Annotated in this window: 16 protein-coding genes and 1 pseudogene; 9 read left to right on the forward strand and 8 right to left on the reverse strand. The window is 65.7% G+C overall.

Translation table 11 applies throughout. The features are described 5' to 3' along the window. Positions 1–25 precede the first annotated feature (25 nt). Positions 26–1,512 (reverse strand): annotated as a pseudogene (locus tag ACLNGM_RS09660) (IS1182 family transposase). 237 nt (positions 1,513–1,749) lie between these two features. Here ACLNGM_RS09660 and ACLNGM_RS09665 point away from each other — a divergent pair. From ACLNGM_RS09665 to pyc, 7 genes are all read left to right on the forward strand, one after another. After that, positions 1,750–2,157 carry a ribbon-helix-helix domain-containing protein gene (locus tag ACLNGM_RS09665; protein WP_416358152.1) on the forward strand — a complete coding sequence of 136 codons (408 nt, stop codon included), beginning with the start codon at positions 1,750–1,752 and terminating at the stop codon, positions 2,155–2,157. A gap of 56 nt (positions 2,158–2,213) precedes the next feature. Further along, a complete protein-coding gene (dld, locus tag ACLNGM_RS09670) occupies positions 2,214–3,980 on the forward strand; it encodes a D-lactate dehydrogenase (RefSeq protein ID WP_416358153.1) in 1,767 nt (588 codons plus the stop codon). Between the two features lie 165 nt (positions 3,981–4,145). Beyond that, positions 4,146–4,541 (forward strand): VOC family protein, encoded by a 396-nt coding sequence (locus tag ACLNGM_RS09675; protein WP_090966869.1) that lies wholly within the window; start codon positions 4,146–4,148, stop codon positions 4,539–4,541. Positions 4,542–4,612: 71 nt separating this feature from the next. Further along, positions 4,613–5,155: a gluconate 2-dehydrogenase subunit 3 family protein gene (locus tag ACLNGM_RS09680; protein WP_416358154.1), complete on the forward strand. Its 543-nt coding sequence runs from the start codon at positions 4,613–4,615 to the stop codon at positions 5,153–5,155. 104 nt (positions 5,156–5,259) lie between these two features. Continuing rightward, positions 5,260–6,828 carry a GMC family oxidoreductase gene (locus ACLNGM_RS09685; protein WP_416358155.1) on the forward strand — a complete coding sequence of 523 codons (1,569 nt, stop codon included), beginning with the start codon at positions 5,260–5,262 and terminating at the stop codon, positions 6,826–6,828. 126 nt (positions 6,829–6,954) lie between these two features. Continuing rightward, a complete protein-coding gene (locus ACLNGM_RS09690) occupies positions 6,955–7,383 on the forward strand; it encodes a pseudoazurin (protein ID WP_090966863.1) in 429 nt (142 codons plus the stop codon). After that, positions 7,383–10,844 (forward strand): pyruvate carboxylase, encoded by a 3,462-nt coding sequence (gene pyc, locus ACLNGM_RS09695; RefSeq protein ID WP_416358156.1) that lies wholly within the window; start codon positions 7,383–7,385, stop codon positions 10,842–10,844. The genes ACLNGM_RS09690 and pyc overlap by 1 nt, the downstream gene beginning before the upstream one ends. Before the next feature lie 286 nt (positions 10,845–11,130). On the opposite strand, the gene ACLNGM_RS09700 is transcribed toward pyc, so the two are convergent. The 4 genes from ACLNGM_RS09700 to ACLNGM_RS09715 all read right to left on the reverse strand — a co-directional run bounded on the left by ACLNGM_RS09700 (position 11,131) and on the right by ACLNGM_RS09715 (position 15,858). Next, positions 11,131–12,129 (reverse strand): ABC transporter permease, encoded by a 999-nt coding sequence (locus ACLNGM_RS09700; protein WP_416358157.1) that lies wholly within the window; start codon positions 12,127–12,129, stop codon positions 11,131–11,133. After that, a complete protein-coding gene (locus ACLNGM_RS09705; protein ID WP_416358158.1) occupies positions 12,113–13,606 on the reverse strand; it encodes a sugar ABC transporter ATP-binding protein in 1,494 nt (497 codons plus the stop codon). The genes ACLNGM_RS09700 and ACLNGM_RS09705 overlap by 17 nt, the downstream gene beginning before the upstream one ends. Before the next feature lie 82 nt (positions 13,607–13,688). Continuing rightward, positions 13,689–14,873: a substrate-binding domain-containing protein gene (locus tag ACLNGM_RS09710; RefSeq protein WP_416358159.1), complete on the reverse strand. Its 1,185-nt coding sequence runs from the start codon at positions 14,871–14,873 to the stop codon at positions 13,689–13,691. Between the two features lie 70 nt (positions 14,874–14,943). Beyond that, positions 14,944–15,858, reverse strand: coding sequence for an alpha/beta fold hydrolase (locus tag ACLNGM_RS09715; protein ID WP_416358160.1), 915 nt, complete (start codon positions 15,856–15,858; stop codon positions 14,944–14,946). 900 nt (positions 15,859–16,758) lie between these two features. Between ACLNGM_RS09715 and ACLNGM_RS09720 the strand changes: the two genes are divergently transcribed. Continuing rightward, positions 16,759–17,877 carry a Gfo/Idh/MocA family protein gene (locus tag ACLNGM_RS09720; protein WP_416358161.1) on the forward strand — a complete coding sequence of 373 codons (1,119 nt, stop codon included), beginning with the start codon at positions 16,759–16,761 and terminating at the stop codon, positions 17,875–17,877. Positions 17,878–18,008: 131 nt separating this feature from the next. On the opposite strand, the gene ACLNGM_RS09725 is transcribed toward ACLNGM_RS09720, so the two are convergent. Continuing rightward, positions 18,009–18,242, reverse strand: a complete 234-nt coding sequence (locus ACLNGM_RS09725; RefSeq protein WP_416358162.1) for a hypothetical protein — start codon at positions 18,240–18,242, stop codon at positions 18,009–18,011. Between the two features lie 202 nt (positions 18,243–18,444). Between ACLNGM_RS09725 and ACLNGM_RS09730 the strand changes: the two genes are divergently transcribed. After that, positions 18,445–19,956, forward strand: a complete 1,512-nt coding sequence (locus tag ACLNGM_RS09730) for a YcaO-like family protein (RefSeq protein ID WP_416358163.1) — start codon at positions 18,445–18,447, stop codon at positions 19,954–19,956. Here the strand turns inward: ACLNGM_RS09730 and ACLNGM_RS09735 are convergent. Then, a complete protein-coding gene (locus tag ACLNGM_RS09735) occupies positions 19,953–20,858 on the reverse strand; it encodes a carbohydrate ABC transporter permease (RefSeq protein ID WP_416358164.1) in 906 nt (301 codons plus the stop codon). The two genes, ACLNGM_RS09730 and ACLNGM_RS09735, sit on opposite strands and share 4 nt — an antisense overlap. Further along, the gene (locus ACLNGM_RS09740) at positions 20,855–21,727 is read right to left on the reverse strand and encodes a carbohydrate ABC transporter permease (RefSeq protein WP_416358165.1); all 873 of its coding nucleotides are present in this window, start codon (positions 21,725–21,727) and stop codon (positions 20,855–20,857) included. The genes ACLNGM_RS09735 and ACLNGM_RS09740 overlap by 4 nt, the downstream gene beginning before the upstream one ends. Between the last annotated feature and the right edge of the window lie 9 nt (positions 21,728–21,736).

Consider the following 21,736-nt stretch of genomic DNA (forward strand, 5'->3'; position numbering starts at 1 on the left):
GGGATCATAAGTGGAAAATTCCAGCTCAAAACGGTCCGTTTTTCAGGAGGCACGTCAGCGTGGCAAAGCCGATCGGCTTTCTTACCCGCATTGCCGCCATGAGCCCCGGCGTTCCGAGCAAGGCGATGGCCCGCTTCATGTTGTAGGCGAGAACGTGGAGGCTCATCTCAGTGCCGACGTTCGGCAGCCTTCGCGTCTTGAAGTGGCTGCGCCCCATCCAGTCCTTGATCGTGCCGAACACGTGCTCGACGGTTCGCCGACGGATGCGCATAGCATCGGGCATGCGGTCGAGCCGGTGCTGCATGGTATCCAGAATGCGTTCGTGCTCCCAGCGCCGGATGCGCCGGACAGCCTCCGGCGTGCATCGCGACCGTATCGTGCAGTCCCGGCACGCCTTGGAATTCCGGTAGAAGAAGATATCCGTCTCGCGGCCCGCCCGTGCCTTGGCCTGTGTCAGTTCATGGCCGGCGGGGCAGACGTAGAGATCGCGATCGGCTTCGTAGCGGAAGTCCTCCTTCACGAAGTACCCGAGTTTGCGCCCGCTCGACGTGAACGGCTTGGGACAGATCGGAACGACGTCCTGTGCCTCGCAGGCGAGGACCTCTCCACCCGAGAAATAGCCGCGATCGGCCAGGACGGTGACGCTGGATGCTCCGGCCGCCTCCTTCGCCTGGCGGCCCATGTTCGCAAGCTGGGTGCGGTCGTGGCCGAGATTGGTGACCTCGTGCGCCACGACGATGTGGCTCTCCGTATCGACGGCGACCTGAACGTTGTAGCCGACAAGGCCCGTGCCCTTGCCGTGCGTGGCCATGGCACGCGCATCCGGATCGGTCAGCGAGACCTGACGGTCGGGTGCCGTCTCCACCTGTGTGGCCATCATCTGAAGGGAACGCATCTGCTGGCGGAGCGCCGCGACCCGCTCGTTCAGACGTGTCGTGGGCATCTCGGCGACATCATCTTCCTGCCGATCCGCCGTGTCGAGCTTGGCGAGGTAGCGCTCGATACCGGCCTCGACCTGTTCGATGCGCCGCTGGATCGCACTGGGCGTGTAGTTCCTGTCGCGTGTGTTCACAGCCCGAAAGCGGCTACCGTCCACGCCACCGTGCCACCCGCGATCAACCCGACCGCCCGGCACAGGACGACGAACTGCGTGCACGTGGCGCGGATCGCTTCGCCGTTGTCGCCCCGGAAGTCCGCGATCGTCTTGAAGTCGGGAGCAAGCTTGCCGGTCAGCCACATGACCTCGACATTGCGGCCCGCCTCGCGCTCCAGGCGCCGGCTCGACTGCACCTGGTTCAGATATCCGTAGAGGTAGAGCTTCAGGAGCGTCGCCGGATGATAGCCGGGCCGACCCATCGCGGCCGCGCCTTCAAAGCCGAGCGAGGCGAGGTCCAGTTCGTCGACGAAGACGTCGATCACTCGAACTGGGTTCTCCGCACCGACGTAGTCCTCGACGCAATCCGCCAGAAGAAGGGTCTGATGCCTCTCGCAGCCTTCGATGAAGCGGCTCATCCCACCCCTCCAACGCTACCAGAAAGTTAGCACAGAACGGCGTTTCCATACAGCCTCGGTGGTTAGCGGTCCGTCTGCTTTGGACTTTACTCCTGAAGATTGCTGCCGTTGCCGAAGGCGAACGACGTGGTGGCAAAAGCCTAACCGATCGATCTGACTGCGTAGCGGACTACTACCCATCGACCGGGAAACCGCGCAATGGTTCGAGCGGGAGTGAACGGCAGGGAGGAGGCCGGGATGTGCAGGTTGTTCGTAGGCGCGAGCGCGGACCTTTGGGAAAGCCAGACCCGATCCGTCCGGATGGACGGGATGGTCACGAGCGTTCGCCTCGAGAAGATGTTCTGGACGGTGCTCGAGGAGATCGCCGAGAAGGACGATCTCAACATCCCGCAGCTCCTCCACCAGTTGTACAACGAGTCGATCGACGAGGGACATGACCTCGGGAATTTCACGTCGTTCCTGCGCGTGTGCTGCCTTCGGTACCTGAACCTGCAACTCCAGGGCTTCCTCTCGAAGGAGCAGGGAAGCAACCTGAAGCCGGAAGAGGTCCTTGCGCTGGAGGACGAGGCCAACCGGGCTCGCGAAAGCAGGAAGGCCGCAGCCCCGGTCGTCCTGCCGCGCAAGAGCCAGAAGTACATCCTGTGACGATCTACGAACGCTCGGCGGGAGGCGTTCCGAGCCCCAGCGACCGGACATCCGCTTTGGATCGCCCACGCCAGACTTCCGTTTCCAACAACGGGACAAGCGGAGCACGAGCGGGGACGGCACTGGCCGACGAACTGCGCGCGGTGGTCGGCGAGCGCAACCTCCTGACGTCGCCGTCCCGCATGCGCCGCTACGTCCGGGGGTACCGTTTCGGCGCCGGGCACGCCAGCGCCGTGGCGTTGCCCGGCACGCTCGTCGAGCTGTGGCGCACCGTTTCCCTGTGCATCAAGCACGGTGCCGTAGTCGTCATGCAGGCAGCGAACACCGGGCTTACGGGCGGATCGACGCCCTTCGGCGACGACTACGATCGCGACGTCGTCGTGGTCGGCACGCTGCGCCTTCGCTCCCTCCTGCTGCTTGACGGGGGGCGCCAGGTTCTCGCCTTCCCCGGCACGACGCTCGACACGCTCGAGAAGGCGCTGAAGCCGCTGGGCCGCGAGCCGCATTCGGTGATCGGGTCATCGTGCCTCGGCGCGTCCGTCATGGGCGGGGTATGCAACAACTCCGGCGGCTCGTTGATCCGGCGCGGTCCGGCCTACACCGAGCAGGCCCTGTTCGCTCGGGTGACGCAGGACGGCCGGCTGGAGCTCGTGAACCATCTGGACGTCTCGCTCGGGACGACCCCGATCGAGATCCTCGAACGGCTCGACAGGGGCGACGTACCGCCCGACGCCGTCGGCCACCCAGCCGGCAGACGGGCCTCGGACGGGGAGTACGGCGAGTACGTCCGCGACGTAAATGCCGACACGCCGGCCCGCTTCAACGCGGACCCCCGTCGCCTCTTCGAGGCATCGGGTTCGGCCGGACGTCTCATCGTGTTCGCGGTCCGTCTCGACACGTTCGAGGCCGAACGGGACACCCGGGTCTTCTACCTGGGCACCAATGACCCCGGCGAACTCACTGAGTTGCGGCGCGAGATGCTGGCGAGCCCGATGCCGCTGCCGATCGCCGCGGAATACATGCATCGCGATGCGTTCCGGATCGCCGAGCGATACGGCAAGGACACCTTCCTCCTCGTTCGACGCCTTGGCACCGCGCGTCTCCCGGCCCTCTTCTCGTGGAAGAGCCGCTTCGACAGCTTCGCCGAACGGATCCCGTTCCTGCCGCGCAACCTGTCGGATCGGCTGCTTCAGGCAGCCTCGCATCTCTTCCCGTCTCATCTTCCGCCGAGGCTCACCGCCTTCCGGGACCGCTTCGAGCACCACCTGATGATCAAGGTGTCAGGCGAAGGGGCGATGGCTCTCGCCAAGCTTCTGGCCGATCGGTACCGGAACCCGCAGACCGACCACTTCGAATGCACGGCCAAGGAGGGCTCCGCCGCCTTCCTTCACCGTTTCGCGACCGCGGGAGCGGCGATCCGCTACGACGCCGTGCAGGGATGTCGCAGCGGCGGTGTGGTGGCTCTCGACATCGCGCTTCCGCGAAACGAGCGTGACTGGACGGAGCGCCTGCCGTCAGAGATCGAGGGCGAGATCGTCCACAAGCTCTACTATGGCCACTTCTTCTGCCACGTCTTCCATCAGGACTACCTCCTGCGGGAGGGAGCGGACTGGCACGCCGTGAAGGGAAGGATGCTGGCGCTGCTGGACACGCGCCGGGCTCGCTATCCCGCGGAGCACAATGTCGGGCATCTCTACAAGGCCGACCCCGTTCTGGAGCGGCACTATCGCAGCCTTGATCCGTGCAATTGCCTGAACCCTGGGATCGGGCGCACCAGCAAGCTGCTCCGGTGGCGTAAGGCGGCCGCGACTCCGGCACTCTGACGACTCGGTGGTCGCTGCGACAACCCGTCTCAACACGAGGTCCACACAGGATTTTTTACCCGCTTCGCCGTCTGTCCTACCCCTTTACTACCATCCGTCTCTGTAATCACTCTAAGCTCTCATCCATGTCGGCAAGGCGATGAAAAAGCATTCTGGGAGAGAGGCTTGGCCAAACTCATTCATTCGATGATCCGTGTCCTCGACGAGGCGCGTTCGGTCGATTTCTACAAGCAGGCGTTCGATCTCGAGGTGGCCGATCGCATCGAGTTCGACAGCTTCACGCTCATCTACATGCGGAACGCGGGAAGCGATTTCGAACTGGAGCTCACGGTCAACAAGGGAACCGAGACACCCTACGACCTCGGCAACGGCTATGGGCATCTGGCCGTTTCCGTGGCCGATCTGAAGGCCGAACACCAGCGCCTTCTCGATGCCGGGCTTTCGCCGAAGGACCTGAAGACGTTGAACGCCCCGGGCGGCGGGGCGGCGAACTTCTTCTTCATCGAGGATCCCGACGGCTACAAGATCGAGGTTCTCGAGCGCTCCTGGCGCTTCAAGTGACCGTCTAGCACTGCAACTCTGGCGCCGGTGCTGGGAGGCACGTCGCGGCGCCCTAACGGGAGGACTGAACGATGACGAGATCGACCTCGTCGGCGAACGACCTGTCGCGCCGACGTTTCCTCAAAAGTGCGGCCTCCGGCATCATCGCGATGACGGTGATGCCGAGCGGCCTCGTGACCGGCCGGGCCTTTGCCCAGATGCCCCAGGCCACCGAGCCCGAGACCTTCGCGTCCCTCGTGCAGATGTCGCGGGATTGCTACCCCCACGACAAGATCGAGGATCGCTTCTACGCGACCGCCGTGCAGATCCTCGACGAGGCCGCCCGCGCGCTTCCGGCCGAGCGCGACCTTCTCGAGAGCGGCATGGGAAGCCTGAACCAGGCCGCCGCCGACCGCTTCGGCAAGCCCTATGCCAAGGTCGAGAGCGAGGCCGACCGTGTCGAGCTCCTGAAGGTCATGGAGGACACCGCCTTCTTCCAGAAGGTGCGCGGCAACCTCGTGGTCGGTCTCTACAACCAAAAGGAACTCTGGCCGATCTTCGGCTACGAGGGCGCCTCCTACGACAAGGGCGGCTACCTCGAGCGCGGGTTCGACGACATCGACTGGCTTGCCTGATCGCGCCGGCGCGCGCAGCCCGAACCTGCAACACCGTTTGAGCCGGCGACCGCGAGCACCCGCAGGGAGGCGGGCGTGGTCGATGCCGGATGGGAGAAGAAGCCATGCCCGCACCCTATGAACTGAACGACGACAGCGTGTTCGTCATCGTCGGCTCCGGCGCCGGCGGCGGAACGCTGGGCGCCGAGCTCGCCATGAAGGGGATCGACGTCGTCGTCCTCGAGGCAGGGAAGCGTCACGAGACCTGGGACTTCATCAACGACGAATGGGACTCGTTCGCCCAGCTCGCCTGGGGCGACAAGCGCATGACGTCCGGTTCCTGGGACATTGCCCGGACCTTCCCGAACCTCCCGGCCTGGATCGTGAAGTCGGTCGGCGGCTCGACGGTCCACTGGGCCGGCGCGTCGCTGCGGTTCCAGGAGCACGAGTTCAAGACCCGCACCCACTACGGCGAGGTCAAGGACGCCAACCTCCTCGACTGGCCGATCGACCTGAAGGAGATGGAGCCCTGGTACGCCAAGGCAGAGGACCGGATGGGCGTGACGCGCACCAACGGCATCCCCGGCCTGCCGGGCAACAACAACTTCAAGGTTCTGGAGGCGGGCGCCAAGAAGATCGGTTACAAGGAAGTCCACACGGGCAACATGGCGATCAACTCGCAGCCGCGCGACGACCGCGGTTCGTGCCTCCAGATCGGCTTCTGCTTCCAGGGCTGTAAGTCCGGCGCCAAGTGGTCGACGCTCGTGTCGGAGATCCCGAAGGGCGAGGCGACGGGACGCCTGGAGGTTCGGCCCGAAAGCCATGTGCTGCGCATCGAGCACGACGCGAGCGGCAAGGTGACGGCGGTGGTCTACGCCGACGCGCAGGGCGTCGAGCAGCGGCAGAAGGCCCGTGCGGTGGCAGTCGCAGGCAACTCGATCGAGAGCCCGCGCCTGCTCCTGAACTCGAAGTCCTCAATGTTCCCGGATGGGCTCGCCAACTCGTCCGGCCAAGTCGGCCGCAATTACATGCGCCACACCACGGGCTCGGTCTACGGCGTGTTCGACAAGCCCGTCCACATGTACCGCGGCACCACCATGGCCGGCATCGTTCGCGACGAAGCGAGGCACGACCCGTCCCGCGGCTTCGTCGGCGGCTACGAGTTCGAGACCCTTTCGCTCGGCTTGCCGTTCATGGCGGCGTTCCTCGACCCGCAGAAGTGGGGCCGGGACTTCGCGGACGCGATGGACAACTACCAGAACCTCGCCGGCCTCTGGATCGTGGGCGAGGACATGCCCTGCGAGACCAACCGCATCACGCTGGCCGAGGAGAAGGACAAGTTCGGCATGCCCGTCGCGTCCGTGCACTTCGACGATCATGAGAACGACACGGCGATGCGCAACCATGCCTACAAGCAGGGCTCGGCGATCTACGAGGCCGTAGGTGCGCTCCGTAGCATTCACACTCCGCCCTATCCTTCGACCCACAACCTCGGCACCAACCGCATGAGCGAGAACGCCCGTGACGGCGTCGTCAACCGCTTCGGCCAGACGCACGACATCCCGAACCTGTTCGTGTCGGACGGATCGCAGTTCACCACGGGCGCCGCCGAGAACCCGACGCTGACGATCGTGTCCCTGGCGCTCCGTCAGGCGGACCACATCGCCGGACGCATGTCCCGCGGCGAGCTCTAAGGCGCCCATGCGGTCGCCGGGAGAGTCCGGCGACCGCTTCCGTTTTTCCTGTCCCCTGGTTGCATGGGTCGGCTCGTCCGGCAACGCCTCCACGCGCCCGTTTTCCAGAAACGAAGGTCCACGACGATGAAGCTGACTGTTCTCGCTGCTCTGATCCTACTCGCCCCGACCGCAGCGCATGCCGCCGAGATTGAGGTTCAGATGCTGAATGCCGGCGCCAAGGGGGCGATGGTGTTCGAGCCCGATTACATCGAGGCCAAGCCTGGCGACGTGATCGTCTTCAAGCCGACCAGCAAGGGACACGACGTCGAATCCATCAAAGGCATGCTCCCGGAAGGCGTCGACCCATTCAAGAGCGCCTTCAACGAGGAGTACCGACTGACGGTCTCCAAGGAAGGTCTTTACGGTGTGAAGTGCACGCCCCACTACGGCATGGGCATGGTGGCGCTCATCAAGGTAGGCGAGCCGGTGAACCAACCGGAAGCGATCGCAGTCAAGCATCCGGGCAAGGCCAAGATGGTCTTCCAAGAGCTGCTGGCGAAGTCCGGCTCCTGATGCCCATATCCAAGATCCTTGTCGCCAACCGGTCCGAGATCGCGATCCGCGTGTTTCGCGCGGCGAACGAGCTGGGCTTGAAGACGGTGGCGATCTGGGCGGAGGAGGACAAGTACGCCCTCCACCGGTTCAAGGCGGACGAGAGCTACCAGGTCGGCCGCGGGCCGCATCTGTCCCGCGACCTCGGACCGATCGAATCATATCTCTCGATCGAGGAGGTGATCCGGGTCGCCAGGGAGTCCGGGGCCGACGCGATCCATCCGGGCTACGGCCTTCTGTCGGAGAGCCCGGAATTCGTCGATGCCTGCGCGCAGGCCGGCATCACCTTCATCGGCCCGACGGCCGACACGATGCGCCGCCTCGGCAACAAGGTCGCCGCGCGCAACCTCGCGACGCAAGTCGGCGTGCCGGTGGTGCCCGCGACCGATCCGCTGCCCGACGACATGGAGGAGGTCAAGCGTCTCGCCGAGACGGTCGGCTATCCCGTGATGCTGAAAGCCTCATGGGGCGGCGGCGGGCGCGGCATGCGCGCCATCCGCAAACCGGAGGACCTCGCGCGCGAGGTGGCCGAGGCCAAGCGCGAGGCCAAGGCCGCCTTCGGCAAGGACGAGGTCTATCTCGAAAAGCTCGTCGAACGCGCGCGCCACGTCGAGGTGCAGATCCTCGGCGACACGCACGGGACGGTGGTCGATCTCTTCGAGCGCGACTGCTCGATCCAGCGGCGCAACCAGAAGGTCGTGGAGCGCGCGCCGGCCCCTTATCTTGATGACACGAAGCGGCGCGAGCTCGCGTCCTACGCGCGCGCCATCTGCGCGGCGACGAACTACGTGGGTGCCGGCACCGTCGAGTTCCTGATGGATGCCGACACCGGCGCCTTCTACTTCATCGAGGTGAACCCGCGCATCCAGGTCGAGCACACCGTCACCGAGCAGGTGACGGGCATCGACATCGTGAAGGCGCAGATCCACATCCTCGACGGGCATGCGATCGGCACGCCGGAATCGGGTGTTCCCCGGCAGGAGGACATCCGCCTCAACGGCCACGCCCTCCAGTGCCGCATCACGACGGAAGACCCCGAGCAGAACTTCATCCCCGACTACGGCCGCATCACCGCCTATCGCGGCGCGACGGGCTTCGGCATCCGGCTCGACGGCGGCACGGCCTATTCGGGCGCGGTCATCACCCGCTTCTACGACCCGCTTCTGGAAAAGGTGACGGCCTGGGCGCCGAGCCCGGAGGAGGCGATCGCGCGCATGCACCGCGCGCTGCGCGAGTTCCGCATCCGGGGCGTCGCGACCAACCTCACCTTCCTCGAAGCGATCATCACGCACCCGGCCTTCGCCGACAACTCGTACACGACGCGCTTCATCGACACGACGCCCGAGCTCTTCGCGCAGGTGAAGCGCCGGGACCGCGCGACGAAGCTCCTGACCTATCTCGCCGACGTCACCGTCAACGGCCACCCCGAGACGCGCGGTCGCCCGAAGCCGCCGGCCGACGCCCGCAAGCCCGTTGCACCCCGCTTCGACAAGCCCGTCCAGCCCGGCTCGCGCCAGCGGCTGGAGGAACTGGGGCCTAAGGGCTTTGCCGACTGGATGCTCCGGCAGCGCGAGGTGCTCGTCACCGACACGACGATGCGCGACGGCCACCAGTCGCTGCTCGCGACCCGCGTGCGCACCCACGACATTGTCGGCATCGCGGATGCCTACGCCAGAGCGTTGCCGCAGCTCCTCTCGCTCGAGTGCTGGGGCGGAGCGACCTTCGACGTCGCCATGCGCTTCCTGACCGAGGACCCGTGGGAGCGCCTTAGCGCGATCCGCGAAAAGGCGCCGAACATCCTTCTCCAGATGCTGCTGCGCGGCTCCAACGGCGTCGGCTACACCAACTATCCCGACAACGTCGTGAAGCGCTTCGTCGCGGAGGCCGCAAGCGGCGGCGTCGATCTCTTCCGCGTCTTCGACTGCCTCAACTGGGTCGAGAACATGCGCGTCTCGATCGACGCGGTGATCGAGTCCGGCAAGCTGTGCGAAGGCGCGATCTGCTACACGGGCGATCTGTTCGACCCCGCCCGCTCGAAGTACGACCTCAAGTACTACGTCAGCCTCGCCAAGGAGATGGAGCGCGCGGGCGCGCACATCCTCGGCGTGAAGGACATGGCGGGCCTCCTGAAGCCGGCGGCGGCCCGCACGCTGATCAGGACGCTGAAGGAGGAGGTGGGCATCCCGATCCACCTCCACACGCACGACACGTCCGGCATCGCAGCCGCGACGATCCTCGCGGCGGTGGATGCCGGCGTCGATGCGGTGGACGCGGCGATGGACGCCTTGTCCGGCAACACGTCGCAGGCCTGCCTCGGTTCGCTCAACGAGGCGCTGAAGGGGTCGGAGCGCGACCCCGGCCTCGACCAGGACGCGATCCGTCGCATCTCCTTCTACTGGGAGGCCGTGCGCAACCAGTATGCCGCCTTCGAGAGCGACCTGAAGGGGCCGGCGTCGGAAGTCTATCTCCATGAGATGCCGGGCGGCCAGTTCACCAACTTGAAGGAACAGGCCCGCTCGCTCGGCCTCGACACGCGCTGGCACGAGGTGGCGAAAGCCTATTCCGAGGCGAACCTGATGTTCGGCGACATCGTGAAGGTGACGCCGTCCTCCAAGGTCGTCGGCGACATGGCGCTGATGATGGTGGCGCAGGACCTGTCCGTCACTGACGTCCAGAACCCCTCGCGCGACATCGCCTTCCCGGAATCGGTCGTCTCCATGCTGCACGGCGATCTCGGCCAGCCCCCCGGCGGCTGGCCGGAAGGGCTGCAGCGCAAGGCCCTGAAGGGCGAGGCGCCGATCACCGAGCGCCCGGGATCGCTGATCCCCGACGCCGACCTCGACGCCGAACGCGCCAAGGTCGAGGAGAAGCTCGGCCGCAAGGTGAGCGACCAGGAATTTGCCTCCTACCTCATGTATCCGAAGGTCTTCACCGACTTCGCTGTTGCCGCCGACACCTACGGTCCGGTCTCGACGCTGCCGACGCCGAACTACTTCTACGGCATCGAGACGGAGGAGGAGATCCTCGTCGACCTCGAGCCCGGCAAGACGCTCGTCATCCGCTCGCTCGGCTCGGCCGATACGGACGAGAAGGGCAAGAAGACGGTGTTCTTCGAACTGAACGGCCAGCCGCGCCGCATCAAGGTGCCGGACCGCGCGAAGGGCTCGGGCTCGGGCGCCGCGCGCCCGAAGGCCGAACCCGGCAACGCGGCGCATGTCGCGGCCCCGATGCCCGGCGTCGTCTCGACGCTGGCCGTGCGGCCCGGCCAGAGCGTCAAGGCCGGCGATGTCCTCCTGTCCATCGAGGCGATGAAGATGGAGACCGCGCTCCACGCCGAGGCCGACGGCACGGTGGAAGCCGTCCAAGTCAAGGCCGGCGACCAGATCGACGCCAAGGACCTGCTCGTCGTGTTCGCAACGTAGGACACCCCCAACTCAGAAGCGGATGTACCCTAGACCCAGGAATGTCCGCTTCTGGTAGCCGGGTCTGACGCCTTTGATGTCTCCGAAGGGTCGAAACCCGTCCAACCGCTTCAGGTCGTCCGCTTCAGAGCCGCCGATCGGCGCGACCGAGTGGAAATCTGTCTGTCCTCTTCCGTGCCGACTGAATCAAAAGCAGACTTTTAACATCTCAGGTGTTGAGTGGTCGGTCGTCTTGGTTCCGAGCGTGTGCGAGAACTGACGGATTATCATCAACAACGAACTCGCGTCAGGCGGAGGCTCGCTTTCGACCGAATGCGACAGCCAGAACAATGAGCGCACCGGCAACCATGTTCTGCTCGCTGACGTCGAGGCCCATGATGATGAGGCCGTTGTTGATCGTGCCGATCAGGAGCGCGCCGACGAAGGTGCCGATGATCGTCGCCTTGCCGCCGAAGAGCGAGGTGCCGCCGAGGATCACCGCCGCGATGGCGGCGAGTTCGGCGCCGGTGCCGAAGTTGTAGCGCGCCGTCTGCATCATGCCGGAATAGAGCATGCCCGCCACCGCGCCCGCCGCACCCGAGATCAGGAAGCAGTAGAGCTTGATACGCTTGACCGGAACGCCCGAATACTGCGCCGCCACGCGGTTGCCGCCGGTCGCCAGCACCTGCCGGCCGAAGGACGTGTAGCGCAGGACGACGTGGCCGACGGCGGCGATCACGAGCGACCAGAGGAAGAGCGAGGGGATGCCCGCCACGTTGCCGGAGCCGAAGATGCCGGTGAAGGTGGTGTCGGAGATCGCCACGGGCTTGGTGTAGGTCAGGCGCATGTCGAGGCCGCGCACGAACTGCATCATGCCGAGCGTGACGAGGAACGAGGGGATGTTGACGACGGTTACGAAGAAGCCGTTGATCGCCCCGACCGCGAGGCCCGCAAGGATCGCCGCCACGACGCCGCCGACGATGCCGAAACCCGCCTGCATCACGAGGGCCGCGACGAGCGCCGAGAGCGCCGCCGTCGAGCCGATCGAGAGGTCGAGCTCGCCGGCCGCGATGACGAAGGTCATCGCGATCGCCATGACCGCGATCATCGAGGTCGTGCGGGTGATGTTGAAGAGGTTGGCGGTGGTGAGGAAGCCCTTGTCACCGATCGTGGCGGCGAAGAAGAGCAGGACGGCCGCGAAGAAGAAGTAGACGACGAAGTCGCTCCACTGGATCGTCGAGCGCCGGACCGCCGGTTTGGTGGCGGCTGCGGCCGGGGTCGCTGATGCGTTAGCCTTGGACTGCATGGTGCAGCACCTCCTCCGATGCGATGTCGCGGCGTTCCATGGTTCGAACGACGGCGCCGTCGTGCAGGACGACGAGGCGGTCGCTGAGGGCGAGAAGCTCCTCGAATTCCGAGGAGATGACGACGACGGCCGTGCCCTTGTCGGCGATCGCGCGCACGATCGCGACGATGTCGGCCTTGGCGCCGATGTCGACGCCGACCGTCGGCTCGTCGAGGATCAGGAGGCGCGGGTTGCGGGCGAGCCATTTCGCCAGCACGACCTTCTGCTGGTTGCCGCCCGACAGGAGCCGCACGACCTTGCCGAGGCCGTCGGTGCGGATCTTGAGATCGCGCACCACCGCCTCGCCCTCGTTCGCCGCCTCGCGGTCGCGCACGAAGAGGCCGCGCCCGAAGCGACGAAGGCTCGGCAGCATGAAATTGTCGTGGACCGTGTGCTCGAGAACGAGGCCCTGCCGGCGGCGGTCCTCCGGCACCAGCGCGACGCCGGCTGCCATCGCCTCGGCGGTGGACGTCACGGGCTTGCCGTCGATCTTGACGCTTCCGGCCCCGATCGGGCGCACGCCGAAGATCGCTTCCGCGATCTCGGTGCGGCCCGAACCCATGAGGCCCGCGAGGCCGACGATCTCGCCGGCCGCGACCGAGAAACTCGCGCCGCGCACCCGGTTGCCGACATCGAGGCCGTCCACCTCGAGGACGGGCGCCGCGTTCGGATCGCGCACGCGCTCGCGATAGGTCAGCGAGGCGACCGAGCCGGAGCCCAGCATCGCCTCGATCAGCCCGTCCATGCCAACATTGCGGCAGTCGTCGGTCAGCACCGTCTGGCCGTCGCGCATCACGGTCACGCGGTCGCAGATCGTGAAGATCTCCGACATGCGATGCGAGATGTAGACGATCGAGATGCCGCTTTCCTTCAGGCGCCGGGCGATACGGAAGAGCGACTGCGTCTCGGTCTCGGAGAGCGAGGAGGTCGGCTCGTCCATGATGAGGACGCGCGCGTTCTTCGACAGCGCCTTGGCGATCTCCACCATCTGGCGCGCGCCGGTCGACAGGAGCTCGACGGGCGTGCGCGGGTCGATGTCCTCGCCGAGGTCCTTCAGGATCTCGGCCGCGCGCCGGCGCGCGGCGCCGTCGTCGAGGAGGCCGCCGGCGCGGCGCGGCTCGCGGTGGAGGAAGATGTTCTGCGCGACGGTGAGCGTCGGCACGAGGCTCAGCTCCTGGAAGATCATCGCGACGCCGGCCGCCTCGGCCTCCAGCGGAGTCTGGAAGTTCAGCTCGCGGCCTTCGAGCGTCAGCGTCCCGGCATCGCGGGTGTAGACGCCGGTCAGGATCTTCATCAGCGTCGACTTGCCGGCGCCATTGCCGCCCATCAGGGCGTGGATCTCGCCGCGACGCAGCTCGAACTGCGCCTTCTTGAGGACCGGGATGCCGTTGAACGACTTCTCCATGTCCCGCATCTCAAGGATGGTCGCGTCCTGCATGCCCTCTGGCTCCTCGATGCGCAGCGAACGGCGGCTTTGGGCAAGACGGCGGAAGCGGCCGGACGCCGCTTCCGCCGGCTCGTCAGTTGGACAGGGCAGCCGACATCTCGGCCGGCAGGTCGTGGCGGTAGATCGTCTTGTAGGACGCCGGCAGGTTCTCGCGGTTGACGGCCAGCGGCGGCACGACGACGTAGGGCGGTGTGCTCTCGCCGATCAGCGCGAGGGCGCCGACCTTGGCCTCGGCCGCGCCCTGGTCGTAGGGGCGCTGCGAGGAGATGCCGGCGATGAAGCCCTTGCCCGCCATGTTGGCGGCGACGATCTGGTCGAAGTTCTCGCAGACGATCTTGAAGTTCTCCGGCGACAGGCCGGCGATCTGGGCGGCGGTCGCCGCGCCCATGGCCGGAATGCTCCAGGAACCGTAGAGGCCGTTGAGGTTGGGGTAGCGGGCGAGCAGCGCCTGCGCCACCTCCTGGCCCTTGTTCGGATCGTCGTGGCCGGCAGCGGCGACGAGCTTCACGTCGGGATACTTCGCCATCAGGCGGGCGACGAAGCCCTCGTAGCGCAGGTTGGTGACGTAGAAGTCGTTGGCGAAATACATGGCCGCGACATCGCCCTTGCCGCCGATGGCGCGGGCGAGTTCGTCGGCGATGTACATGCCGAGCGCGAGGTTGTCGGACGAGACGATCGAGACGTAGTCCTTGCCCGGATCCATGCCGTCGACCGCCTGGTCGATGAAGACGACCTTCGTGCCGGCATCGGCGATGCGCTTGTAGGCGGCCGCCGTGGTCTGGCCGTTCAGCGGGATCGAGACGAGGAGGTCCGGCTTCAGGACCGCGATGGAATCGAGGTCGGAGATCTGCTTGGCGTCGTCCCAGTTGGCGTTGGTCTCGGCCACGACCTCGATGCCGAGCGAGGCGAAGGTCTCCTTGAGGCCGTTCAGCTGCTCCGACGCCCAGTCGTCGCCGAGCCAGCCGAGCGAGATCGCGACCTTGAACTTGCCGGCCTTCACCTTGTCGATCTGTTCGGGCGTCAGCTGGATCGAGGAGCCGAGAACGCCCTTCTCACCGCGCTGGCCGTCGCTGACGACGGTCGAGGAGAGATCGTCGATCTTGGCGAGCTCGAGCGTCTTCTCGCTCGGCGCCTGATACCAGAGGGGCTGGTCGAGATCGGCCGCGATGTTGTCGGCGGCAAAGGCGCCGGTGGCAAGTGCCGAGCCGGACAGGAGCATGACGGCGGCGCCAAAGGCCGCGCACTGGAACAGGCGCATGGATTTCCTCCCAGAAGATCAGTTTTTGGTGTCGGGGGCGCGCCGGTTCCTCCCGGGCGCGCCGATCAGGTCAGGCGCGATTCAGCATGAACTCGCGCAGCATGGTGGCGAGACGCTCCTCGGCCTCCCAGGCGAGGCTGTGGCCGCACTCCTCGAAGACCTCGGAGCGCTCGACGCCCTCGGAGACTTTGAGCATCTGGTCGCGCACCAGGGGCCCGAAGAACTCGGGCGCGCCGACCGTCATGATCGGGAGCGTCAGCTTCCGCTGCTTCAGCTCCTTGTTGATGCGCCCGTTCTTGAGACCGGCGCGGTAGGTCTCGAGGCAGCCCCGCAGGCCACCGGGTGCCGACAGGCGGGCGATCCATTCCGAGATCGCCTCGTCGGAGATCGCAGTCGGGTTCCAGGTCTCGGCCTTGATCCAGAACTCCCAGAACTCGCGCTCGCGGCCCTGGATCAGCATCTCTGGCAGGTGAGGGATCCAGAAGAAGGGGATGTGCCAGACCCAGACGCCCTGCTGGCGATACTGGGCGGAAATGTTGTCCGGCGTGAAGTTCGACCACTCCTCGAGCCCCTCGCCCGAGAGGAGCATCTCGCAGAAGGAGAGCGTCTTCACCCGGTCACGCTGCGTGGCGGCGAGCACATAGGCGAACTCGGCACCACGGTCCTCGCCGTGGAGGTGGAACTCGTGATGGCCGAGCTGCGTCATCAGCTCCGCCATGTCGTTGGCGTTGGTCAGGCTGTCGTAGCCCTCCTCGACGGGCGGCTTGTCGGTGTAGCCGAAACCGCGCAGGTCGGGCGCCACCACCGTGAAGTGCTCCGTCAGGAGCGGCATCAGCTTGGCCCAGTAGTAGTGGGTCTTCGGCGTGCCGTGCATCAGGAGGAGCGCAGGGCCCTCACCAGCCGTCACGTAGTGCATGCGGATGCCGTTCACCCGCGCACGACCGTGCTTCACCGGCCGGCCAGCGTGGTCGACGATCTCAACCATCCATCCTCCCATAGACGTAAAGTGCAAGCGGCCCTGCCGTCGATCGCGGCAATTCAAGCGCATTTCCTACCATCAGCAGAATGCCGTTTCTGGAACTTTAGGTCAACACAAAAAACATATGTTCAATCATCCGTCGCATTATCCCGTCCTGCTAAGTTTCATGGGGTGCCCCTGGTTGGTCGGTTTGCCTTCTCGATGCGACACACTCAAAAAGGGGTTAAGTGCTGGATCAGCGAACGCGCTCATGCCGCTTCGCTCGCCGGGCCTCATGTCTGGCTCCGGCTGATTTGTCTTTGAAAATTCGAGCCGTTTTGATCTGGACTCTTCTACTGATGATCCTTGGAGTGAAGCGAAAAAATGTATGGGAGGGCGGACGGTCGCCAAGTCAAAAACCATGCACTACTGTCGGTCGTGCTGGTTGACCAGACATGCAAATATGAGTCCGCTGTTACGGAGGTGATGATGCAGTTGGGGCGGCCCAACCGGATGGTGTCCAGAACGACAGGTTCGATACAATTCGCACAGTGGTCCACTTGGATCTGGCGGTGTCGGCTTGGGTCGTTACCACAACTGCAACTTATCATGACATAGTGGCACCGGACGCGGGCGTACCGCATCCGTTCGAAATCTTCGCGATACCGCGTTGATACCTCAATTTGTAGCATGGCGGCGGCTGATCGAAAGGTCACGAAGATTCAAAGACTGCTTTTGGGAACGGTCGGTAGAACATCGAACGGCAGAGATGGGTCGATAGCGGTCCGTAATTATCGCTATGGAATATGCTCGCGCTAGACTTCGCATAGGGTAGTGACGCTGCCGCGCATCTGCGTAGGGGAACATCTGGACCTCTCATACCTTCCGACCTCGACGCGAAGCGATCGCGACGAGACACAGGAAGGCATGATGTTCGGAAGCAGGAAGAAGGTCCGTTACGCTGTGGTCGGCGGGGGACAGATCTCGCAGCAGGCGTTCATGCCCGGCATCGGGCGCACGGGCAACTCGGAACTCGCGGCGCTCGTGACGGGAGACCCCGTAAAGGCCGAAAAGCTGGCAGGGCAGTACGGCATCAAGGCCTGGAGTTACGAGCAGTACGGTGAACTGCTGGCGTCCGGCGAGATCGACGCAGTCTACGTCGCGACGCCGAACTTCCTCCACCGCGACCACGCAGTCCCTGCGCTTGAAGCGGGCATCCACGTTTTGCTCGAGAAGCCGATGGCCTCCAGCGTCGAGGAGGCCGAGGCGATCCTTCTTGCGCAGCGCAGGGGCGGCGCAAAACTGATGATTGCCTACCGCCTCCACCACGAGCCGGGTACGGTCGAGATGATCACACGAGCCCGCAAGGGCGAGTTCGGCGAACTCCGCTATTTCACTTCGACCTTCGCCCAGAACGTGCGCGAGGAGAACTCACGTGGCCACAACGGATACTGGGGCGGCCCGGTGCCGGATATGGGCACCTATCCCCTGAACGCGGTGCGCAACCTCTTTGGGGAGGAGCCGATCTCCGTCCACGCGGTCGGCACCAAGACGCCGAGCCGCGGCTTCAACTTCCATGACACGGTGGCAGTGACACTGCGCTTCCCGGGTGAGCGGCTGGCGCAGTTCACCGTCAGCTACGCCACCGCCCCGTCCGAATCCTTTACCCTGGTTGGTCGGAACGCCAGCATCCACGCCTCGCCCTGCTTCATGTTCGGGCCCAAGGTCGGCATCGCCTATGTCGAGAAGACCGCGGATGGGGAGACCGAGCACCGCTTCGACCCGGTCGAGCAGTTCGGCAACGAAACGGAATACTTTTCCGACTGTATCCTCAACGACCGCCACCCGGAAGCCGACGGCGAGGAAGGGCTCCTCGATATGCAAGTCCTCGAGGCGGTCGCACGGTCGTTGGACACGGGCGAGACGGTGATGCTGGAGCCGCGAACCCGCAAGCGATCCGTCGAGCCGGATCAGGCGCTGACGCTGAAGCCTGCAAAGCAGCCAACCGAAGACGACATGATCAACATCATTCCCCAGTCGGCATAGCCACCTGCGCGGACCCACAGCTCATTTTCGGCGGCGCGTCGGTTGCGGCGTGTCGCCGACGCTCCCATGCTTCCCCGTCCGTGCCGGTCCGCTGAAGGGTGATCCTGCGCGCTGGCGCGGCTTTCACGCTTCTATACGATCTGACATCGGTCAGTTTTGCGTCGTGCCGGCAAGGCAAACCCGATGATGAGCCACCGAAAGCGTTCTGGTTGGTGATGCCAAAGGCTGGCCTTGAGGGTCTGACCTATGGGCGGGCTCGGAACCTTCGGATGCGCGCGGCACGCTTCGATCAGCGGCTCCAGATCAGACCATTGCTCGTTGCTCGGCATCTGCGCGCTTCTTCTCGTGGGAAAGGCCACCGACATAGTGTCCGCTTCAACCCCTAAGCGGCATACGGACGTTCGGCTGCAGGTGCTGCCAAGCGAACCCGCTCATCCCTGCGGCTAAACATCCACGCAACAACCCTCTTGTCGCCAATCGGGGCGGGGGCCTTAGGTATCGGGCAGTCCGGTTCGCTTTGGGCCCTTCTGTGAAATGCCGGAGCTTTGCTCCAGTCTGGAGTTGCCGATGAGCCTGATGGGTCTGCCAACGCTCCCCGACGCCGCGCGAGCCTACCAGGATGCGTTACCGCCGGGGCGCTTCGTCGGATTTCCACTGCACGATCTCGACCGGACCGGCGTGCGCGCCTGGAAAGTCGCGCTGTTCCTCGACGATGGGGCGGCGCTTCCGGGCAACCTGCCGTCGGGCTACGGATACGGGTTCGACGACGACACGGCATTGATCGGGGCGTTTGCCGAGATCGCCGAAGCGATCCTGCCGACGCTGCGCCTGATCGAGGAGCCGCGCTGGATCGGTAGCTACCGAAGCCTGAAGGCCGAGCGCGGCGCGGCAGGCATCGTCGATCCCCTGACACTGTGCCTGCCGGCCGGCAGTCCGGTCACCCACGACACGCCACTCGCCTGGATCGAGGCGAGGCGGCGACGCACCGGCGAGCGGGTGCTCGTTCCCATGGACGTCGCGGCGACGGACTATTTCGAACTCCCCGATGGCTACCAGCCGTTCACGACCTTGATTACCAACGGCTTGGGCGCCGGTCCCGATCTCGACTGGGCCGTCGGGCACGGCCTCCTCGAGCTTCTTCAGCGCGACGGCAACGGGCTCGGCTTTCGCGCGCTGGACAAGGGGATCGTGCTCGACCTCGACCCGGCCGATCTCGACTCGCCGACCCGGGATCTTCTCAAGCATCTCGACGCAGCGGGGATCGAGGTGATCCCGAAGTTCGCGAGCGACGCGTTCGGCCTCGCCAATGTCTATGTCGTGGGCTTCGACCGGCCGGGCTTCGGGCCGCGCACGCCGATCATGCTGTCGGCCTGCGGCGAGGCTTGCGATCCCGACCGCGCGACGGCGCTGCGCAAGGCGCTCCTGGAGTTCTGTTCGGCGCGCGTGCGCAAGAGCTACGCCCATGGGCCGATGAGCGAGCCGCGCCGCGTGGCGCCCGAGAGCTTTATCGAGGACTTCCTCGCGCAGGCCATGCCGAGCCTCGTCGGCGGCGAGAGCCGGGCCTTCACCGCCATGCGGGACTGGTCGGCGCGCGAGGTGTCAGACCTCAAGGCCGAACTCGACGGGTCGGTCTTCTCGCGCCGCGCAACCAAGGCGTTCCGCGAGCTGCCGGCCCACCCTCTGCCCACAAGTCGCGAACGCGGGCGTTTTGCGGCGGAAGCGCTGGAGGCCGCAGGCTTCGACGTTCTGGTCGTGGACGGCTCGCCTCGCGATGCGAGCGTCGGGGTCGCCAAGGTGATCGTGCCCGGTCTCGAAGTCGAGACGATGAGCTACTACCGGATCGGCGAGCGCAACGCGCGCCGGCTGATGGAGGCGGGGAGCGATCTCATCCGGTTCGGCGCGCAAAGCGACACGCTCCAGCCCGTCCGCCTGACGCCGGAGGCTTTGGAGCGGCTCGGCGGTCGCCAGCCTCTTCTCGATACGGCAGCGGTCGATCGCGCGGTCGGGCCGCTCTATCCCCTGTATCGCGAGCCCGAAGCCCTGCATGTCGCCTGGAGCCTCGAAGCGGACGGACGCTAGCGGGTGCGCGCCGGCGAGCCGGTCAGGGCGCTGACGTAGAAGCGCTGAAGAAGGAGAAAGGCGACGATCACCGGGGCGATGGTCACGAGGATCATCGCCTGCTGCAGCGACAGCTGGCTTTCGGTGTCGAAGGCGCCCCGAACCATGTAGATGCCGATGGGCGCGGTCTGGAGTTCCGGTGCGCTCTGCGTGACGGTCAGCGTCCAGGCCACCTCGTTCCAGTGGTAGACGAACACGAAGAGCGCGAGCGTGGCGGCGGCCGGGCGCACGATCGGCAGCACGATCGACCAGAGGATGCGCCATTCGCCGGCCCCGTCCATGCGGGCGGCCTCGAGAAGGTCGTCCGGCACGCCGATCATGAACTGGCGCATCAGGAAGATGCCGTACCACGAGACGGAGAAAGGCAGGATCAACGCCGCATAGGTGCCGAGAAGCCCCGTCCCGCCCTGGCCGAAGAGGTCATTGCCTCCCAGGAGCGGCCAGTAGCGCAGGATGAAGACGAGCGGGATCAGGAACAGGAAGAACGGAAAGAGCTGCGCGACGATCACGAAGCGCAGGATCGCGTCGCGCCCGCGGAAGCGGAACTTGGCGAGCGCATAGCCTGCGGTAACGCTGGTAGCGACCTGCAGGAGCGTGATCGAGACCGTGGTGAGGGTGCTGTTGAAGATCCACAGCGCCAGCGGGTAGCGCGAGAACACATCGGTGAAGTTGCGCCAGACGGGCGTCGCCGGAAGATAGGGAGGAGGGCGCATCAGCCGTTCGGCCGGCGTGCGCAGGGCGCCGAGGAAGAGATCGGCGAACGGCACCACCATGGCGAGGGCGCCGAGTGTCAGGACGGCGATGGCCGCGAGGCGCCAGATGGGATGGCGCCGCACGCGCGCCGGCGTCGCAGCTCCGCTCACCAGGCTTCCAGCCCGCCCCGGCGCATGAGCCGCAGCTGGAGGAGCGCGATCGCAAAGACGATCACGAGGAGGATGTAGGCGCCCGCCGAGGCGAGCCCGAGACGCAGGTCCGAGAAGGCCATGGTGTAGATGTGGAGCGCCGCGACATGCGTGGAGTTGACGGGGCCGCCGCCGGTCAGAACCAGCATCAGCGCGAAGTAGCCGACGCCCTTGATCATGTTGGTCATTGCGACGAGGAGGATCGTCGGCTTCAGGAGCGGCAGGGTCACGTACCAGAACACCCGCAGCGGACCGGCACCGTCCATCTCGGCGGCCTCCTCGCAAGCCTCGTCGATCCCGTCGAGCCCGGAAGCGAGAAGCATCATGTCCTGTCCGACGTGGAACCAGACGAAGACGACCACGAGCGCGGACATCGCGAAGGCCGGATCGGCGAGCCAGGCGGGACCTGCGATGCCGATGAACGCAAGGAGCCGATTCACCAGTCCATACGGGTCGGCCAAAAGGAACTGCCAGATATAGGCGACCGCCACGACGTTGGTGACGGTCGGCAGCCAGAATGCACTGCGCCAAAGACGCTTCAGCCGGCTCCGGCGGAAGGCGAGGGCGAGCGCCAGCGCCAGCGGCACGCCGACGGCGATCGTCGCGCCGACGAACACGGCCGTGTTGCGTAGCGAGGCGTAGAACAGGGGATCGCGCGTCAGGAGGTAGCGATAGTTCGCAAGCCCCGCAAAGCGCGGTGGGGCAAGCGAGTTCCAGGTTGCAAAGCTCAGGCCCAGCGACAGAACGAGCGGCAGGACGAAGAACACCGTCCCGAGGACCAGCGCCGGCGCGAGGAACACATACGGCGCAAGCCGCCTGCCGAGCGTCATGCCCGGCAA

The organism is Aureimonas phyllosphaerae (assembly GCF_047943035.1).
GTDB lineage: Bacteria > Pseudomonadota > Alphaproteobacteria > Rhizobiales > Rhizobiaceae > Aureimonas > Aureimonas phyllosphaerae.

What these genes read in the sequence shown, in the direction of transcription:
- ACLNGM_RS09685 (WP_416358155.1), top strand. Translation starts at nt 5,260, where the DNA reads ATGCCCGCACCCTATGAACTGAACGACGACAGCGTGTTCGTCATCGTC.
- ACLNGM_RS09665 (WP_416358152.1), top strand. Translation starts at nt 1,750, where the DNA reads ATGTGCAGGTTGTTCGTAGGCGCGAGCGCGGACCTTTGGGAAAGCCAG.
- ACLNGM_RS09690 (WP_090966863.1), top strand. Translation starts at nt 6,955, where the DNA reads ATGAAGCTGACTGTTCTCGCTGCTCTGATCCTACTCGCCCCGACCGCA.
- ACLNGM_RS09710 (WP_416358159.1), bottom strand. Translation starts at nt 14,873, where the DNA reads ATGCGCCTGTTCCAGTGCGCGGCCTTTGGCGCCGCCGTCATGCTCCTG.
- ACLNGM_RS09720 (WP_416358161.1), top strand. Translation starts at nt 16,759, where the DNA reads ATGATGTTCGGAAGCAGGAAGAAGGTCCGTTACGCTGTGGTCGGCGGG.
- ACLNGM_RS09680 (WP_416358154.1), top strand. Translation starts at nt 4,613, where the DNA reads ATGACGAGATCGACCTCGTCGGCGAACGACCTGTCGCGCCGACGTTTC.
- ACLNGM_RS09725 (WP_416358162.1), bottom strand. Translation starts at nt 18,242, where the DNA reads ATGTCGGTGGCCTTTCCCACGAGAAGAAGCGCGCAGATGCCGAGCAAC.
- ACLNGM_RS09740 (WP_416358165.1), bottom strand. Translation starts at nt 21,727, where the DNA reads ATGACGCTCGGCAGGCGGCTTGCGCCGTATGTGTTCCTCGCGCCGGCG.
- ACLNGM_RS09705 (WP_416358158.1), bottom strand. Translation starts at nt 13,606, where the DNA reads ATGCAGGACGCGACCATCCTTGAGATGCGGGACATGGAGAAGTCGTTC.
- ACLNGM_RS09715 (WP_416358160.1), bottom strand. Translation starts at nt 15,858, where the DNA reads ATGGTTGAGATCGTCGACCACGCTGGCCGGCCGGTGAAGCACGGTCGT.
- ACLNGM_RS09730 (WP_416358163.1), top strand. Translation starts at nt 18,445, where the DNA reads ATGAGCCTGATGGGTCTGCCAACGCTCCCCGACGCCGCGCGAGCCTAC.
- pyc (WP_416358156.1), top strand. Translation starts at nt 7,383, where the DNA reads ATGCCCATATCCAAGATCCTTGTCGCCAACCGGTCCGAGATCGCGATC.
- ACLNGM_RS09700 (WP_416358157.1), bottom strand. Translation starts at nt 12,129, where the DNA reads ATGCAGTCCAAGGCTAACGCATCAGCGACCCCGGCCGCAGCCGCCACC.